This window comes from Aureimonas sp. SK2 (assembly GCF_029813115.1).
Taxonomy (GTDB): Bacteria; Pseudomonadota; Alphaproteobacteria; order Rhizobiales; family Rhizobiaceae; genus Aureimonas.
Window position 1 is genome coordinate 154,512 of record NZ_JAPZDS010000006.1, and the last position, 14,842, is coordinate 169,353.

At 67.5% G+C, this 14,842-nt stretch carries 13 protein-coding genes; 5 read left to right on the top strand and 8 right to left on the bottom strand.

Translation table 11 applies throughout. From position 1 onward, the window contains the following. The first annotated feature begins 46 nt into the window (after nucleotides 1–46). Nucleotides 47–1,270 carry a lytic murein transglycosylase gene (locus O5O54_RS09650; RefSeq protein WP_279481079.1) on the top strand — a complete coding sequence of 408 codons (1,224 nt, stop codon included), beginning with the start codon at nucleotides 47–49 and terminating at the stop codon, nucleotides 1,268–1,270. Between the two features lie 61 nt (nucleotides 1,271–1,331). Here O5O54_RS09650 and ppa read toward each other — a convergent pair whose 3' ends face one another. The 4 genes from ppa to O5O54_RS09670 all read right to left on the bottom strand — a co-directional run bounded on the left by ppa (nucleotide 1,332) and on the right by O5O54_RS09670 (nucleotide 4,078). Continuing rightward, the gene (gene ppa / locus O5O54_RS09655; RefSeq protein ID WP_279481080.1) at nucleotides 1,332–1,907 is read right to left on the bottom strand and encodes an inorganic diphosphatase; all 576 of its coding nucleotides are present in this window, start codon (nucleotides 1,905–1,907) and stop codon (nucleotides 1,332–1,334) included. A 97-nt stretch (nucleotides 1,908–2,004) separates the two neighbouring features. Further along, the gene (locus tag O5O54_RS09660) at nucleotides 2,005–2,511 is read right to left on the bottom strand and encodes a GNAT family N-acetyltransferase (RefSeq protein ID WP_279481082.1); all 507 of its coding nucleotides are present in this window, start codon (nucleotides 2,509–2,511) and stop codon (nucleotides 2,005–2,007) included. A gap of 154 nt (nucleotides 2,512–2,665) precedes the next feature. Beyond that, nucleotides 2,666–3,049, bottom strand: coding sequence for a PH domain-containing protein (locus O5O54_RS09665; protein ID WP_279481084.1), 384 nt, complete (start codon nucleotides 3,047–3,049; stop codon nucleotides 2,666–2,668). A gap of 3 nt (nucleotides 3,050–3,052) precedes the next feature. Beyond that, entirely contained in the window at nucleotides 3,053–4,078 is a 1,026-nt protein-coding gene (locus O5O54_RS09670) for a zinc-binding alcohol dehydrogenase family protein (RefSeq protein WP_279481086.1), read from the bottom strand. Nucleotides 4,079–4,249: 171 nt separating this feature from the next. On the opposite strand from O5O54_RS09670, the gene O5O54_RS09675 reads away from it, so the two are divergent. Next, nucleotides 4,250–5,689, top strand: a complete 1,440-nt coding sequence (locus O5O54_RS09675; RefSeq protein ID WP_279481088.1) for an Nramp family divalent metal transporter — start codon at nucleotides 4,250–4,252, stop codon at nucleotides 5,687–5,689. 100 nt (nucleotides 5,690–5,789) lie between these two features. Then, nucleotides 5,790–6,818, top strand: coding sequence for a patatin-like phospholipase family protein (locus tag O5O54_RS09680; RefSeq protein ID WP_279481090.1), 1,029 nt, complete (start codon nucleotides 5,790–5,792; stop codon nucleotides 6,816–6,818). A gap of 33 nt (nucleotides 6,819–6,851) precedes the next feature. Here the strand turns inward: O5O54_RS09680 and O5O54_RS09685 are convergent, their stop codons facing one another. The 3 genes from O5O54_RS09685 to O5O54_RS09695 form a co-directional block, all read right to left on the bottom strand. Further along, nucleotides 6,852–7,031: a hypothetical protein gene (locus O5O54_RS09685; protein ID WP_279481092.1), complete on the bottom strand. Its 180-nt coding sequence runs from the start codon at nucleotides 7,029–7,031 to the stop codon at nucleotides 6,852–6,854. Nucleotides 7,032–7,186: 155 nt separating this feature from the next. Continuing rightward, a complete protein-coding gene (gene typA / locus O5O54_RS09690; RefSeq protein ID WP_279481094.1) occupies nucleotides 7,187–9,016 on the bottom strand; it encodes a translational GTPase TypA in 1,830 nt (609 codons plus the stop codon). 127 nt (nucleotides 9,017–9,143) lie between these two features. Continuing rightward, entirely contained in the window at nucleotides 9,144–11,192 is a 2,049-nt protein-coding gene (locus O5O54_RS09695; RefSeq protein ID WP_279481096.1) for a M3 family metallopeptidase, read from the bottom strand. A 147-nt stretch (nucleotides 11,193–11,339) separates the two neighbouring features. Between O5O54_RS09695 and O5O54_RS09700 the strand changes: the two genes are divergently transcribed. After that, nucleotides 11,340–11,834: a MarR family winged helix-turn-helix transcriptional regulator gene (locus O5O54_RS09700; protein ID WP_279481098.1), complete on the top strand. Its 495-nt coding sequence runs from the start codon at nucleotides 11,340–11,342 to the stop codon at nucleotides 11,832–11,834. A gap of 4 nt (nucleotides 11,835–11,838) precedes the next feature. Here O5O54_RS09700 and O5O54_RS09705 read toward each other — a convergent pair whose 3' ends face one another. Beyond that, complete coding sequence (locus O5O54_RS09705; RefSeq protein WP_279481100.1) at nucleotides 11,839–12,852, bottom strand: LLM class flavin-dependent oxidoreductase; 1,014 nt, start codon at nucleotides 12,850–12,852, stop codon at nucleotides 11,839–11,841. Nucleotides 12,853–13,034: 182 nt separating this feature from the next. Here O5O54_RS09705 and O5O54_RS09710 point away from each other — a divergent pair, with 182 nt between their 5' ends. Then, on the top strand, nucleotides 13,035–14,813 hold the full coding sequence (locus tag O5O54_RS09710) for an L-lactate permease (RefSeq protein ID WP_279481101.1): 1,779 nt from the start codon (nucleotides 13,035–13,037) through the stop codon (nucleotides 14,811–14,813). The last annotated feature ends 29 nt before the right edge of the window (nucleotides 14,814–14,842 follow it).

Consider the following 14,842-nt stretch of genomic DNA (forward strand, 5'->3'; position numbering starts at 1 on the left):
TCTCATTAGCCTTCCGGCAGGACGAGGCATGCCGGGGTTGGGACACATGAAGAGAATCGCTTGGGCGCTGGCCGCCCTTCTGGCCGGCAGCGGACTGGCGCAGGCGCAGGACGTGCAGGCCGGCTTCCGCGCCTTCCTGCAGAACGACATCTGGCCGGAAGCTCGTGCTGCCGGCGTCTCCCGCCGCACCTTCGAGACCGCCTTCGACGGCGTGAAGGCCAACACCAAGCTGCCCGACCTCCAGCTTCCCGGCGATAAGGCCAAGGTCGAGGAGATCAACCGGCAGGCCGAGTTCCAGAGCCCCACCGCCTATTTCGACGAGGCCAAGATGGCCGCGACCGCCGCGCGCGGCCGCGCCATGCTTCAGCGCCACGCGGCGGTCATCCAGCGCATCGAGCAGCGCTACGGCGTCCCCGGCCCGATCGTCGTCGCCGTCTGGGGGCGCGAGTCGGGCTATGGCTCGGCGAAGATCCCGCACGACGCCTTCGAGGTGCTGGGCACCAAGGCCTATCTCGCGCGGCGCAAGGAGATGTTCCGCGCCGAGCTGATCGCGGCCCTCCAGATCGTCGAGGACGGCGACCTGACGGCGGCGCAGATGAAGTCCTCCTGGGCCGGGGCGCTCGGACAGCCGCAGTTCATGCCGACGAAGTTCCGCAAGCTTGCGGTCGATTTCGACGGCGATGGCCGTCGCGACATCTGGAACTCGGTGCCGGATACCTTGGCCTCCATCGCCAACTATCTTCGCCAGTCCGGGTGGCAGCCCGGCCGCGACTGGGGCTTCGAGGCGAGCGTCCCGATGACGGTCTCCTGCACGCTGGAAGGGCCGGACCAGGGGCGCCCGATCGCCGACTTCGCCAAGGCCGGCGTCACCCGCGTCTCGGGCCGCGCCTTCCCGGCCGGCGAGATGCGCGCCACCGGCCATCTCCTGATGCCCGCCGGCCGCTTCGGCCCGGCCTTCATCGCGACCCCGAATTTCTATGTCATCAAGGAGTACAACAACTCCGATCTCTACGCCCTCTACATCGGCCATCTGGCCGACCGGATGGGCGGGGCCGGGCCGTTCTCCGGCGACTGGCGCAAGGTCTCGGGCCTCACCCGCGGCGACGTCGCCCGTCTTCAGGACCGGCTCGTCGCGCGCGGCTACGACGTCGGCAACCCGGACGGTCTCGCCGGCTTCAAGACGCGCCGCTCGATCGGCGGCTGGCAGGAAAAGGCGGGCCAGCCCGCCACATGCTGGCCGACCAAGGAACTGGCGGCGAGCGTCCGCTGAACCCTGCAACGAGAAAGGGGGCCATGGAGGCCCCCTCGTATCGATCCGGCCGCGGAAAGACTCAGGCGTTTTCCTGGCCGACCGGCGTCTTGTTCTTTTCCGATTCCTTGGCGTTGTCGTAGCGCTCGACCGCCTCGCGGATCATCTGCTGCGCCTCGGCCGCGCCGGCCCAGCCGCCGATCTTGACCCACTTGCCGGGCTCCAGATCCTTGTAGTGCTCGAAGAAGTGCTCGATCTGCTTGAGCGTGATCTCCGGCAGGTCGGTGTATTCCGTCACCTTGACGTAGCGCTGAGTCAGCTCGGGCGAGGGGACCGCGATCACCTTCTCGTCCAGGCCCTTGTTGTCCTCCATCTTGAGGACGCCGATCGGCCGGCAGTTGATCACGCAGCCGGGGAAGAGCGGGCGCGTCGAGCACACGAGCACGTCGATCGGGTCGCCGTCGTCCGAAAGCGTATGCGGCACGAAGCCGTAGTTTCCGGGATAGGTCATCGGCGTGTAGAGGAAGCGGTCGACGAAGAGCGCGCCGGACTCCTTGTCCATCTCGTACTTGATCGGGTGTCCGCCGACCGGCACCTCGATGATGACGTTGATGTCCTCGGGCGGGTTCTTGCCGCGAGCGATGGCGTCGATGCGCATGGAAATCTCCGAGTTGAACTCGGCGGTTCCTATCCAATCGCCGGGCAGGTGGCAATCGACGGCGCACGGAAGGGTGAATGCCCTCCCGCGACGGGCCTCACATGAAGCAGTAGGCGACCTTGTGCAGGGTCTTGCCCTCGAAGGTCTCCGAGCCGGTGGCCACATCGGCCCCGCCCGCCGCCTCGTAGAAGCGCACCGCGTTCTCGTTGTCGGCGAGCGACCAGACCGCGACGCCTGAAAGCCCGCGGGCGCGCAGGAGCGTGCGGCAGGCGTCGAACAGGCGGCGGCCGAAGCCGACCCCCTGGAACTCGGGCCGCAGGTAGAGCTCGTAGACCTCGCCGTCGACGCTGAGGCCCCGCGTGCGGTTGCGCCCGACGGTGGCGTAGCCGACGACCTCGCCGCCATATTCCATGACCAGGATCGTGGCGCGGTTGGCGATGGCGCGCGACCACCAGTCCGGCCCGCGCCGCTCCACCATGGCCGACAAGGCCCGGTGAGGAACCAGCCCACGGTACGCCGCCATCCAGGATGCGGCATGAACGCACGACAGCGCGCCGGCATCGGCGGCTTCGGCAAGTCGGACATCGGCGGCGATCGTCTTCATGTCGCGTTAACTATAAACGCGGCCGGACGATCCACCAAATGTGACGAAAATCTGCACGGGGCGGGGAGGGGGCATTCCATCGGGGCTTGGTAGCTCGGCCGGACGGGCGCCTCAATGCCCGGCTCGTCAATTCTCGGCGCCATTCACAAGCCGCTCACCCGCGGCCGAGAACGCCTAAGGCCAGCGCCTTCTGGATCCCGGCGAGGTTGGTGCCGCGGGCGAGATTCTGCAGGAAGGGCTGCGGTTGGCCGGAGACCCAGATCCGCAACTCGGCATCGGCGTCGAAGGAGCCGGCCGTTTCCACTGAGAACATGGTGATCGCGCGGTAGGGGATCGAGTGATAGGCGCGCTTGCGCCCCGTCATCCCCTGCTTGTCGATGAGAATCACGCGCCGGTCGGTGAAGACCATCTGGTCGCGCACGATCTGGAAGGCGACTTCGATTGTCTCATTGGGGACCAGCACGGGCTCAAGTTCGCGGGCGAGCGCTCCGGTGTCGAGGTCGCTGGCAAGGCCCAGCAGGCCGGATAGAAGTCCCATGTCCTACATCCCTCCTTCCGCCGGCCAGCCGGCGATCACGGTCTTGCCGAGCGTGCGCCCCGTCTCCGACAGGCGGTGCGCCTCGCGCAGCGTCGCGGCCGAGATCGGGGCGAGCGTGCGCGTGCGGGTCGAGCGGATGCGCCCGGCGTCGACGAGGCGCGAGATCTCGGCCAGCAGCCGGTGCTGCTCGATCATGTCCGCCGTCTGGAAGACGGGGCGCGTGAACATGTACTCGAAATGCAGCGACACCGATTTGAAGCGGATGGGCGCGAGGTCCATCTCCGCGCTGTCGATCACGCAGAGGTGGCCGAACGGGCGGATGAGCTGGCCGATATCGGCCATGTGGTGCGGCGTCTGCGTGACGCCGAACACGTAGTCCACCGGCCCGACCCCCAGCGCCTCGATCTGCGGTGCCATCGCCTGCGAATGGTCGATCACGTGGTGGCAGCCGTGATCGAGGGCAAAGGCGCGGCTCTCCTCGCGCGAGGCGGTGCCGACGACGGTGAGGCCTGTCAGTTCGCGGGCGATCTGCGTCGCGACCGAACCGACCCCGCCCGCGGCGCCGATCACGAGAAGCGTGCCCTTCTCGCTGAGATCGGGCTGGATGCGGAACCGGTCGAACAGGGTCTCCCAGGCGGTGATCGCGGTGAGCGGCAGCGCGGCGGCATCCGCGAAGTCGAGGCTCGAAGGTTTCCGCGCGACGATCCGTTCGTCCACCAGCTGGAATTCCTGGTTGGAGCCCTGGCGATCCACCGCGCCGGCATAGAACACCGCGTCGCCGGGGCGGAACAGCGTCGCGTCCTCGCCGACCGCCTCGACCACGCCCGCCGCGTCGAAGCCGAGCACGCGCGGCAGGCGCCGCTCGTCCGCCACGGGGCCGCGCTGCTTGGTGTCCACCGGGTTGACCGAGACCGCTACCACCCGGACCAGGATGTCCCGTCCCGTCGGCGCCGGACGTTCGAGGTCGAGATCGGCGAGATGCTCGACCGATCTGTCGGGAGGCGACGCCGCGTATCCAACCGCTCTCATGCTGCGCTCCGTGCGTTTGCTCGGCTGACCTATCGCGCATGGGGGCGTCATCAAGATGCCACCCGCAACGCGGTCCGCCCCTGGCCGGCGGCTTTGCGCCGCTACCTGTTAGGGTTGATCGCACGAGCCGCCTGCTGCACAGCCTGCGGAAGATCGTAAGCAGGAGGAACGATGTCCAAACCATCACCGGAGATTCGCGGCTCTGCCGCCGATCTCTTCCCGACCCACGTCCTGGGCCGGCCGGAGGTCCGCGAGCTGCCGCCCGCGCCGGCCAGCACCGGCAAGCTCATCGGGCCGGGCATCGTGGCCGCCGGCGTCGGTCTCTCGTCGGGCGAGTTCATCCTCTACCCCTATATCGCTTCCCAGGTCGGCATGGCCTTCGTCTGGGCAGCGCTGGTCGGCGTGCTGACGCAGTTCTTCCTCAACATGGAGATCGAGCGCTACACGTTGGCGACCGGCGAGACGGTGCTGACCGGCTTCAGCCGATTCTGGCGGCACTGGGGCCTCGTCTTCGCGCTGATGACCTGCTTCGCCAACCTCTGGCCCGGCTGGGCCACGAGTTCGGCCACCATGCTGTCCTATATCGTCGGCGGCGAGCCGCGCTGGATCGCCATCGGCATGCTTCTGGCCATCGGCCTGATCCTGACGCTCGCGCCGGTGGTCTACGTCATGCTGGAACGCCTGCAGATGGTGAAGGTCGCCGCCGTCGGCGTCCTGATCCTGATCGCGGCCTTCTTCGTCATCACGGCGGAGGACTGGGCGGCGCTGCCGCAGATCGTCACCGCGGCGACGATCCCGACCGAGCTCGGCTACGCGCTTCTTCTCGGCGCGCTGGCCTTCGCCGGCGCTGGCGGCGGGCAGAACCTCTGCCAGTCCAACTGGATCCGCGACAAGGGCTTCGGCATGGGCAAGTACGTGCCCCGCATCATGAGCCCGGTGACCGGCCAGCCGGAAGCCGCGCCCTCCACCGGCTTCGTGTTCGAGCCGACGGCCGAGAACATGGCGCGGTGGAACCGTTGGTGGCGCTTCGCCAACTGGGAGCAGCTCCTCACCTTCGTGCTCATCACCTTCGTGACGATCACCTTCACCTCGCTCCTCGCCTACGCCACGGTCTATGGAACGGAGGGGCTGCCCAACTCCGTCGCCTTCGTCCAGAGCGAGGGGCTGGTGCTGGCCGAGCGCGTCGGTGGCTGGTTCGGGGCGCTGTTCTGGTTCATCGGCGCCTTCTCGCTGTTCGGCGCGGCCACCGGCATCGTGGACTACACCGCCCGGCTCGCGGCCGACGTGCTGCGCACCTCCTATGTCCGGAACGCGAACGAGAGCCGGCTGTATTTCTGGATCGTCTGGACGCTGGTCTCGATCGGCGTGGTGGTGCTGCTCGCGGGCGTCACCCAGCCGCTGGTGCTTCTTGTCATCTCGGCCTGCACGGGCGGTTTGATGATGTTCATCTATTCGGGCCTGCTGATCCTCCTCAACCGGAGGCTGCTGGTGCCGGAGCTGCGCCCGGGCGCCGGGCGCGTGGCGGCGCTCCTCTGGGGCTTCCTCCTGTTCGGCTTCTTGTCGGTGCTCACCCTTGGGCAGCAGATTCCGAAGCTCTGGGGCGCCGGCTGACGCGTCGGCCGGCGGCGCTCCATCGAGTGCCGCCGGCCCCTTGCGGGGATCGATTCCGTCCGGGCACCGTTGGGCCGGTATGATGCCTTCCGATCCGGCTGTGCCCGCTCCCCGCGACTTCGACATCGTGTTGGTCCTCAGCGGAGGCAATGCGCTCGGCGCCTTCGAGGCGGGAGCCTTCGAGGTGCTTCATGCTCGTGGCCTCCAGCCCGACTGGGTCGTCGGGACCTCGATCGGCGCCCTCAACGGCGCTCTCATCGCCGGCACCCCGTCGGAACGCCGCGCGGAGGCGCTTCGAAGCTTCTGGCGCGTGGCGCCTCCGGAGCGAGGCCAGGCCGACCACCGGGCTTTGCCCTTTCCGTTTTCGCAGATCGAGACCTGGCGCCGCTCGGAAGCGGCTGCCTGGACCGTGGCCGCCGGACGGCCGGGTCTCTTCGGGCCGTTTCTATCGGCCATGGCGCCCTGGGCCGTGCGCGAGCCCTCGCTGTTCGAGACCGGACAGATGCTCCGCACGCTCGAACGGCTGGTGGATTTCGAACGCCTGAACAAAGGCGCTTGTCGCTACAGTGCGACCGCGGTGGATCTCGAAAGTGGCGAAGACGTCATCTTCGATAGCCGGCGGCACACGGTCGACGCACGGCATGTTCAGGCCAGCGCGGCGTTGCCCGTGCTCTTTCCACCGGTCGAAATCGCGGGTCGCTGGCACGTCGATGGCGGCCTGTCCGCCAACCTGCCGCTCGATCCGGTTTTCGCCGAGCCCCCGGCGCGTCCCATGCTCTGCATCGCGGTCGATCTCGTCCCGCTCCGCCGGCCGCGCCCTCGAACGCTCGGCGAGATCGCGAGCCGTTCCCAGGACCTGATTTTCGCGACCCAATCGCGACGCTCCATCGCTCGGTGGCAGTCCGTCTATGCCGGACGCGACGACGTGCAGGCGACCCTTCTGCGTATCGCCTACGAGCGGCAAGGCGAGGAGATCGCCGCCAAGGCGTTCGACTTTTCGGAGCCTACGGTCGGAAAGCGCTGGCGAGACGGCATGCACGCGATGGAGGCGGCCCTCCTGCGCCTGCCCGATGCGTGTCCGCTCCAGCGCCGGGGTCTCACCTTGATCGACGGCGAAGGCGACCCTTGAGCGTGCCGTCGACGATCGACGGTCGCGCTCCGATCAGCTTCTCGCGTCAGGGCGGAGGCGGGGCGGATCGCGGCGCAGCCACGGCGTGCCTTGCCCGTACTGGGCCATGCGGTTCGAGCCCGCCGACGATGCCCAAGCGTCATGGGTCATGTCCGTCGGCTGGCGGTTGTTGTCGGCGACGATTTCTTCGGCTTGGGGCGACAGGTACGACATCGGCCATCCTCCTCTTCGGGGAAACGGCAGGCCCGGTGCGGCGTTCCTCCCAATGATGAAGAAACCGGCACGATGATGAAGTCGTGAACAGCCAAACGAAGAAGGGGATGCGGCTTCCCGCATCCCCTCAATTCAGACCGCTTTGAGTTCGCCGATCAGGCGACCTTGCGGCTCTTTTCGAAGCGCTTGCGCTCGTTCGGATCGAGATAGAGCTTGCGCAGGCGGATGTTCTTCGGCGTCACCTCGACCAGCTCGTCGTCCTGGATCCAGGACAGGGCACGGTCGAGCGTCATGCGGATCGGGGTCGTCAGCTTCACCGCCTCGTCCTTGCCGGCGGCGCGGATGTTGGTGAGCTGCTTGCCCTTGAGGACGTTCACCTCGAGGTCGTTGTCACGGCTGTGGATGCCGATGATCATGCCCTCGTAGACCTTGACGCCCGGATCGATGATCATCGGGCCGCGGTCCTCGAGGTTGAACATGGCGTAGGCCACGGCCTCGCCGGCGGCGTTGGCGATGAGTACGCCGTTGGTCCGGCCCGCCAGCGCGCCCTTGTAGGGAGCGTAGGAGTGGAACAGGCGGTTCATGATCGCCGTGCCGCGCGTGTCGGTCAGGAGCTCCGACTGGTAGCCGATCAGGCCGCGGGTCGGCGCGTGGAACACGAGGCGCTGGCGACCGCCGCCCGAAGGCCGCAGCTCCTTCATCTCGCCCTTGCGCTCGCTCATCTTCTGGACGACGACGCCCGAATGCTCTTCGTCGACGTCGATCACGACCTCTTCGATCGGCTCCAGCGTCTCGCCGGTCGCCTCGTCCTTCTGCATCACGACGCGCGGACGCGAGACGCCGATCTCGAAGCCTTCGCGGCGCATGGTCTCGATCAGGACGGCGAGCTGCAACTCGCCGCGGCCCGACACGAAGAAGGAGTCCTTGTCCTCCGATTCCTCGATCTTGAGCGCGACGTTGCCCTCGGCCTCCTTGAAGAGACGGTCGCGGATCACGCGGCTCGTCACCTTGTCGCCTTCGGTGCCTGCGAGCGGGCTGTCGTTGACGATGAAGCTCATGGTGACCGTCGGCGGGTCGATCGGCTGCGCCTTGAGCGCCTCCGTCACCGAGGGGTCGCAGAACGTGTCGGCGACGGTCCCCTTCGAAAGGCCCGCGATGGCGACGATGTCACCGGCTTCGGCGTAGTCGATCGGCGTGCGCTCCAGGCCCCGGAAGGCCAGGATCTTGGAGATGCGGCCGGTCTCGAGCTGCTGGCTCTCGCCGTTCAGGACCTTGATCGTCTGGTTCGGCTTGATCGAGCCGGACTGGATGCGGCCCGTGATCAGGCGGCCGAGGAACGGGTTGGCCTCGAGGATCGTGCCGATCATCTTGAAGGGCTCGTCCTTGCCGGCGGTGTCCGGCTCGGGAACGTGCTTGACGATCAGGTCGAACAAGGGCTCCAGGCCTTTGTCCTGCGGGCCGTCCGGCGCTTCCGCCATCCAGCCGCCGCGGCCCGAACCGTAGAGCACGGGAAAGTCGAGCTGCTCGTCGGTGGCGTCGAGGTTGACGAAGAGATCGAAGATCTCGTTCAGCACTTCCTCGTGGCGCTCGTCCGGGCGGTCGATCTTGTTGATCGCCACGATCGGCTTCAAGCCGACCTTCAGCGCCTTGCCGAGCACGAACTTGGTCTGCGGCATCGGGCCTTCCGACGCGTCGACCAGGATGACGGCGCCGTCCACCATGTTGAGGATGCGCTCCACCTCGCCGCCGAAGTCGGCGTGGCCCGGAGTGTCGACGATGTTGATCCGCGTGTCCTTCCACTCCACCGAGGTGGCCTTGGCCAGGATCGTGATGCCGCGCTCCTTTTCGAGGTCGTTGGAGTCCATGGCGCGCTCTTCGGTGCGCTGGTTCTCGCGGAACGAGCCCGACTGGGCGAGGAGCTTGTCGACCAGGGTCGTCTTGCCGTGGTCAACGTGCGCGATGATCGCGATGTTGCGGAGCTTCATAGGGTCAGGTCACCGGAAGGAGTTGAAACGCGTTTGGAGGCGCGTCTCGAAAGGAAACGGCCCAAGGACGTCGCGGTCATTGGGCCGTCCATAACGGATTTTTTGCGAATGCGAAAGGTGGGGCTTGTCAGGCCGCGAAGCCGCGCTTCCTCATCAGGGCCTCCGGGTCGGGGGCGCGGCCGCGGAAGCGCTCGTAGAGCCGGGCCGGATCGTCCGAGTTGCCGGCGGCGTAGACGTGTTCGCGCAAGCGCTGCGCGGTCTGGGCGTCGAACGGGTTGCCCGTCTCGCCGAAGGCCTCGAAGGCGTCGGCGTCAAGCACCTCCGACCACATGTAGGAATAGTAGCCGGCCGAATAGCCGTCGCCCGAGAAGATGTGGGCGAAGTGGGGCGAGCGGTGGCGCATGACGATCTGCCGGGGCATGCCGAGCCCTGCGAGGATCTCTGCCTCGCGCGCCATCGGGTCGGCGGGCGCCTCGCCTTCCTTGTGGAACAGGAGGTCCACCAGGGCCGAGGCGGTGAACTCCACCGTGTCGAACCCGGCGTCGAAGGTGCGGGCGGCTTCGAGCTTCTCCACCTCGGACGCGGGCAGCGGCTCGCCCGTCTCGGCATGGAGCGCATGGCGCTGGAGAATCGCGGGAACGGTCAACCAGTGCTCGTAGAGCTGCGAGGGCAGTTCCACGAAGTCGCGCGCGACGTTGGTGCCGGCGAGCGAGGGATAGGTCACGTCCGACAGGAGGCCGTGCAGCGCGTGGCCGAACTCGTGGAAGAGCGTGCGCGCGTCGTCCACCGAGAGGAGCGCGGGCTGGCCCTTGGCGGGCTTGGCGAAGTTGCAGACATTGTAGATCACCGGCGTCTGGCCGCCGTCGATCTTGTGTTGGGAGCGCAGCGCGCTCATCCAGGCGCCCGAGCGCTTGGAGGTGCGGGCGAAGTAGTCGCCGATGAAGAGGCCGCGCTCGGCGCCGTCGGCGTCGCGCACCCGCCAGACGCGCGCGTCCGGGTGCCAGGCGCGGATCGCGGGCAGGGGCTCGAAGGTGAGGCCGAAGAGACGGCCCGCGACGTCGAAGGCGGCGTCGATCATGCGGTCGAGCTGGAAGAAGCTCTTCAGGGCGCCTTCATCGATCGCGAACTCCGCCTGCCGGCGCTTTTCGGCATAGAAGCGCCAGTCGGAGGCCGCCAGCGGCGCGTTGTCGCCTTCGCCGGCCGCGAGCGCCGCGAGCTTGGCCGCATCGCCCTCCGCCCGCTCGCGCGCCTTGTCCCAGACGCGGCGCAGAAGGGCCTCCACCGTGTCCGGCGCCTTGGCCATCGTGTCGTCGAGCTTGTAGTGGGCGAAGGAGGGGAAGCCGAGGAGCTTCGCCTTTTCCGCGCGCAGCTGCAGGATCTCGGCAAGCACAGGACGGTTGTCGGTCGCGTCCGCCCGTTCCCCCCGTCGGGTCCAGGCGTCGAACACCTCCTCGCGAAGCGCGCGGTCCGGGCTATAGGTGAGGAAGGGCACGACGATGGAGCGCGAGAGGGTGACGACATGGCCGGACAGGCCGCGCTCCTCCGCCGCGTCCGCCATGGCCGAGACGAGGAAGGCCGGCAGGCCGGCGAGGTCGGCCTCCGTCACGGGGCGCGCATAGGCGCTCTCGTCGGCGAGGACGTTCTGCGAGAAGCGCGTGCCGAGTTCGGCAAGGCGGGCGTTGATGTCGGCGAAGCGCTGACGGTCTTCGCCCTCCAGCTTCGCTCCCGAGCGCACGAAGCCGGCATGGGTGCGCTCCAGGAGCCGCAGCGCCTGCGCGCCCAGCCCCGCCGCGTGGCGCCGCTCGTGCAGCACGTCGATCCGCGCGAACAGGTCGGCGTTCAGCGAGATGCGCGATCCGTGGCGCGAGAGCTTGGGCGAGACCTCGCGTTCGACCGCCTGGATGCCTTCGTTGGTGTTGGCGCCGGCCAGGGTGAAGAACAGCGCGGCGACACGCGACAGGGGACGGCCCGCGCGCTCCAGGGCCAGGATCGTGTTCTCGAAGTCCGGCTCGCCGGATCCTTTCGCGATCGCCTCGATTTCAGCCGCATGTGCTTCCATCGCCCGGTCGAACGCTTCGGAAAAGTCCGTCGGCGTCAGGCTCGCGAAGTCGGGCAGGAGTTGACCTTGGGGAAAGGCGAAGCGTGTATCAAAAGCCTCAATTCGAGATTCTGTCATGTTTAGAACCATTTTCAGAGAATCTTCCCTTGCCCGTAGCCATCGAATGAAGGACATGGTGCAGGCGATGCGTGACGGCTCGGCTGTGGAAGGAACAGCCTTTCTTTTGGCTGATGTAGAAGGCAGCGACCAGTGCCAGACTTGACGATGGGAAATGCGTTCGGGTTTCTGCTCACGGACACATCGCGACTTTTCCGACAATATTTCGAGAAGACCGTCGCCGAAAACGGGCTGGGGCTTACGCCGGGTGAAATCCGCGCCCTCGGCCATGTGATCCGCTTTCGCGGCTCGCGACAAGCGATTCTCGCCGAGCGCATGGGCGTCGAGCCCATGACCCTCTCGGCCTATCTGGACCGGCTCGAGGCGCGCAAGCTGATCCACCGCACCATGGATCCGAACGACCGCCGGGCGAAGCTCATCGAGCCGACGGAGGACGCCTTCCGCATCATGCGCGAGCTCGATCCGCTGTTCGACAAGATCTACGCCTATGCCACACAGGGCCTTTCCGAGGGCCAGATCCGGGAAGTGGGCGAGGCGCTGAAGATCATCCGCAGCAACCTGACGACGGATCCTCAGCTGGAGGAGCCCGTCAACCTCCTCTGCACCGAGAACCCGCTGCACCCCGGTTCCGGGACCGCCTGATCCCCTATTCGGCGGCCTGCGCGACGCTCGCGCCGAGCCCCTGCATCGCCTCCGCCGCCAGCGCGAAGGAGCGCACGCGCGCGGCGTGATCGTGGATCTGCCCGGTCAGGATCACCTCGTCCGGCCGGTAGCGCGAGATCAGCCGCTCCAGCCCCTCGCGAACCCGCGCCGGGCCGCCCACCACGGAAATCCGCAGCGCTTCGTCGACCATGGCGCGGGCGCCCGCGTCCAGAACCGCGTCGATGTCGTCCACCGGCCGGGGCAGGGGACCGGGCTGGCCCGAGCGCAGGCGGGCGAAGGCCTGCTGCATCGAGGACTGAAGGCGCCGACCCTCCGCATCGGTCTCGGCGGCGAAGACGTTGATCGCCAGCATGAAATGCGGCTTGTCCCATTCGGCCGAGGGACGGAACGTCTGGCGGTAGATCTCCACCGCGTCGTCCAGCGCCTGCGGCGCGAAATGCGAGGCGAAGGCGTAGGGCAGGCCGAGATGGGCGGCGAGCTGCGCGCCGTAGAGGCTGGAGCCGAGGATCCAGACCGGGACATGCGTTCCGGTGCCCGGAACGGCCCGCAGGCGCTGGTCGGCTCGCGCGTCGGCGAAGTAGCTCATCAGCTCGACCACGTCCTGCGGGAAACTGTCCGAGCTTTCGAGGTTCCGGCGCAACGCGCGGGCGGTCATCATGTCCGTGCCCGGCGCGCGGCCGAGGCCGAGGTCGATCCGGTCGGGATGGAGGGTCGCCAGCGTTCCGAACTGCTCGGCGATCACCAGCGGCGCGTGGTTCGGGAGCATGATGCCGCCCGCGCCGACGCGGATGGTGCTCGTGCCCGCAGCCACGTGGCCGATCACCACCGCCGTCGCGGCGCTGGCGATGCCCGTCATGTTGTGGTGCTCGGCGAGCCAGAAGCGCCGGTAGCCGAGCCGCTCGGCCTGCCGCGCCAGATCCAGCGAGTTGCGAAGAGCGTCGGCCGCCGTGCCGCCTTCGGGAATGGGCGACAGATCGAGAACGGAATAGGGGATCATCGTTCGGCTTCCCTGTGTCTGTCCAACCCATTTGGTCGGCGGAACACGCAATTGTAAGAGCCGCGAAGCATTCAACCTCGTGTTCGTGATTGCAGCACCTCGCCTCCTGCGGTTGTCTGGGCGAAGACGGCTAGGGCGGGAGGCCCGGAGTCGCATCGACGGCCGCGGATCGGGAGGGTCTTTTGCCGCAATCCATTCTGTTCATTCTGGCATTGCTGCCGATCGCCGTGGTGCTCGTGCTCCTCGTCGTGATGCGGCGCTCGGCCAAGCTGGCCATGCTGGTCGCCTATGTGACGGCCGTGGTGCTGGCGCTCGCCGTCTGGGGGCAGAACGTCGGGACCGTCGCCGGAGCGACCGTCAACGGTCTCGTGACTGCTCTGACGCTGCTGTTCATCATCTTCGGCGCCATCCTGCTCCTTCAGACCGTGCAGGAAAGCGGCGCCATCCGGGCCATTCGCGACGGGTTCACGGACCTGTCGCCCGATCGGCGAATCCAGGCCCTGATCGTCGCCTGGCTCTTCGGATCGATGATCGAAGGCGCGTCGGGCTTCGGGACGCCGGCTGCGGTCGCAGCGCCGCTCCTGGTCGCGATCGGCTTCCCGGCCATGGCGGCCGTGCTCGTCACCCTGATCATCCAGTCGACGCCCGTGTCCTTCGGCGCGGTGGGGACGCCGATGCTGGTCGGGGTCGGAACGGGCCTTTCCAACAGCGAAGTCGTGACCCAGAGCATCGCGCCGCTGACGCTGTCGGACTACGTGGTGCAGCTTGCCGTCAACGTCGCGCTGGTCCATGCCCTCGTCGGCTTCGTCATTCCGCTGATCATGGTCGGCATGCTGACGCGCTTCTTCGGCGCCGAACGATCGTTCCGCGAAGGCTTCGCCGTCTGGCCTTTCGCCTTGTTCTGCGGCTTCGCCTTCACCGTTCCCTACTTCCTCGTCGCGCTGCTGCTCGGCCCGGAATTTCCTTCGCTGCTCGGCGGTCTGATCGGGCTCGCGATCGTTGTGCCGGCGGCCCGTCGCGGCTTTCTCATGCCGGTGACGCGCTTCGACTTCCCGACGCGGGCGGGCTGGAACGAAAGCTGGTTCGGACGCATGCAGGCGACGGACGTCGCCGAGAGCGCCGCGGTCCAAGGCCGCGGAATTTCGCTCCTGCGGGCCTGGTCGCCCTATCTCGTGGTCGCGGTCCTTCTGGTCGCGACACGGACGATCGCACCGCTCAAAAGCGCGCTGACCTCGCCCGATGCCACGATCGCCTTCACCGACCTTTTTGGATCGGGCATCAACGCGAGCGCTCAGCTCCTGTATTCGCCGGGCATGATCCTGATCCTCGCCTCGCTCCTTTCGTTCCTGATCTTCCGAATGTCCGGCAGCGCTTATGGCCGGGCGTGGCGCAATTCCGCCTCGACCATGGTGGCGGCGGCACCCGCGCTGCTGATCGCCGTGCCGATGGTGCAGGTCTTCATCAACACGGGGCGCGGCCCGCTGGAGTCCATGCCGCTCGTGCTCGCCGAGACGGTCGCCAGCGTGACAGGCAGCTTCTGGCCGCTGTTCTCGCCGCTGATCGGTGCGCTCGGAGCCTTCGTCGCCGGCTCGAACACCGTGTCCAACATGATGTTCTCGCTGTTCCAGTTCTCCGCTGCCGAGCAGATCGGGTTGACGGGCCTGTCCACCATTCTGGTCGTCACGCTGCAGGCGGTCGGCGGAGCGGCCGGCAACATGATCTGCGTCCACAATGTCGTAGCGGCCTCGGCCGTCGTCGGTCTCACCGACCGCGAGGGCGATGTGATCCGGATGACGCTGATTCCGATGGCCTACTACACGCTTCAGGCGGGGCTGATCGGGATGGCGCTGATCTCGGGGGGCATCTGGTGGGCGCTGGCCGCTGTCTGGCTCGCCGTCGTGCTGACGGCGATGCTGCTCAACCGGGGTCGCACCGTGCCTGTCTCGGCCGCGACGGCGTAAGGTACCTGTCGTTAAAGCAGAAAGGGCCG

What these genes read in the sequence shown, in the direction of transcription:
- typA (WP_279481094.1), bottom strand. Translation starts at nt 9,016, where the DNA reads ATGAAGCTCCGCAACATCGCGATCATCGCGCACGTTGACCACGGCAAG.
- O5O54_RS09665 (WP_279481084.1), bottom strand. Translation starts at nt 3,049, where the DNA reads ATGGGACTTCTATCCGGCCTGCTGGGCCTTGCCAGCGACCTCGACACC.
- O5O54_RS09675 (WP_279481088.1), top strand. Translation starts at nt 4,250, where the DNA reads ATGTCCAAACCATCACCGGAGATTCGCGGCTCTGCCGCCGATCTCTTC.
- O5O54_RS09700 (WP_279481098.1), top strand. Translation starts at nt 11,340, where the DNA reads ATGGGAAATGCGTTCGGGTTTCTGCTCACGGACACATCGCGACTTTTC.
- O5O54_RS09670 (WP_279481086.1), bottom strand. Translation starts at nt 4,078, where the DNA reads ATGAGAGCGGTTGGATACGCGGCGTCGCCTCCCGACAGATCGGTCGAG.
- ppa (WP_279481080.1), bottom strand. Translation starts at nt 1,907, where the DNA reads ATGCGCATCGACGCCATCGCTCGCGGCAAGAACCCGCCCGAGGACATC.
- O5O54_RS09650 (WP_279481079.1), top strand. Translation starts at nt 47, where the DNA reads ATGAAGAGAATCGCTTGGGCGCTGGCCGCCCTTCTGGCCGGCAGCGGA.
- O5O54_RS09660 (WP_279481082.1), bottom strand. Translation starts at nt 2,511, where the DNA reads ATGAAGACGATCGCCGCCGATGTCCGACTTGCCGAAGCCGCCGATGCC.
- O5O54_RS09695 (WP_279481096.1), bottom strand. Translation starts at nt 11,192, where the DNA reads ATGACAGAATCTCGAATTGAGGCTTTTGATACACGCTTCGCCTTTCCC.
- O5O54_RS09685 (WP_279481092.1), bottom strand. Translation starts at nt 7,031, where the DNA reads ATGTCGTACCTGTCGCCCCAAGCCGAAGAAATCGTCGCCGACAACAAC.
- O5O54_RS09705 (WP_279481100.1), bottom strand. Translation starts at nt 12,852, where the DNA reads ATGATCCCCTATTCCGTTCTCGATCTGTCGCCCATTCCCGAAGGCGGC.